We start from the raw sequence: 1,592 nt of genomic DNA on the forward strand, positions 1-1,592 counted from the left end.
GTAACAAGGTAGCCGTACCGGAAGGTGCGGCTGGATCACCTCCTTTCTAAGGAGCACTTCTTACCAGGCTTGCTTGGTCAGAGGCCACTACGTCGGCAAATGTTCGACGGTGGTTGCTCATGGGTGGAACGTTGACTATTCGGCACGGTTCTTCGGGATCACTAGTACTGCTTCGGCGTGGAACGTGAATCGTGAAGGGTCGTGTCGGGCACGTTGTTGGGTATCTGAGGGTACGGGCTCGTTTGAGTCTGTTCCTTCGGTTGCCGGCCCCAGTGAACTCGCCCTTTAGGGGTGGGGTGATGGGTGGCTGGTCGTTGTTTGAGAACTGCACAGTGGACGCGAGCATCTGTGGCCAAGTTTTTAAGGGCGCACGGTGGATGCCTTGGCACCAGGAACCGATGAAGGACGTGGGAGGCCACGATAGGCCCCGGGGAGCTGTCAACCGAGCTTTGATCCGGGGGTGTCCGAATGGGGAAACCCGGCAGTCGTCATGGGCTGTCACCCGCTGCTGAACACATAGGCAGTGTGGAGGGAACGAGGGGAAGTGAAACATCTCAGTACCCTCAGGAAGAGAAAACAACCGTGATTCCGGGAGTAGTGGCGAGCGAAACTGGATGAGGCCAAACCGTATGCGTGTGATACCCGGCAGGGGTTGCGCATGCGGGGTTGTGGGATCTCTTTTTCATAGTCTGCCGGCTGTGAGACGAGTCAGAAACCGTTGATGTAGGCGAAGGACATGCGAAAGGTCCGGCGTAGAGGGTAAGACCCCCGTAGCTGAAACATTGACGGCTCGTTTAAGAGACACCCAAGTAGCACGGGGCCCGAGAAATCCCGTGTGAATCTGGCGGGACCACCCGCTAAGCCTAAATATTCCCTGGTGACCGATAGCGGATAGTACCGTGAGGGAATGGTGAAAAGTACCGCGGGAGCGGAGTGAAATAGTACCTGAAACCGTGTGCCTACAAGCCGTGGGAGCGTCGCTCACATCTTCGGATGTGGGTCGTGACTGCGTGCCTTTTGAAGAATGAGCCTGCGAGTTTGCGGTGTGTTGCGAGGTTAACCCGTGTGGGGAAGCCGTAGCGAAAGCGAGTCCGAATAGGGCGTTTTAGTAGCACGCTCAAGACCCGAAGCGGAGTGATCTAGCCATGGGCAGGTTGAAGCGGAGGTAAGACTTCGTGGAGGACCGAACCCACCAGGGTTGAAAACCTGGGGGATGACCTGTGGTTAGGGGTGAAAGGCCAATCAAACTCCGTGATAGCTGGTTCTCCCCGAAATGCATTTAGGTGCAGCGTCGTGTGTTTCTTGCCGGAGGTAGAGCACTGGATAGGCGATGGGCCCTACCGGGTTACTGACCTTAGCCAAACTCCGAATGCCGGTAAGTGAGAGCGCGGCAGTGAGACTGTGGGGGATAAGCTCCATGGTCGAGAGGGAAACAGCCCAGAGCATCGACTAAGGCCCCTAAGCGTACGCTAAGTGGGAAAGGATGTGGAGTCGCAGAGACAACCAGGAGGTTGGCTTAGAAGCAGCCACCCTTGAAAGAGTGCGTAATAGCTCACTGGTCAAGTGATTCCGCGCCGACAATGTAGCGGGGC

1 rRNA gene is annotated in these 1,592 nt (G+C 56.6%); it reads left to right on the plus strand.

What is annotated here, in order from left to right:
- Positions 1-350: 350 nt before the first annotated feature.
- A 23S ribosomal RNA gene (locus ACFVS0_RS21770) occupies positions 351-1,592 on the plus strand; the annotation flags it as partial.

This window comes from Isoptericola sp. NPDC058082, assembly GCF_042885055.1.
Classification (GTDB): Bacteria; Actinomycetota; Actinomycetes; order Actinomycetales; family Cellulomonadaceae; genus Isoptericola.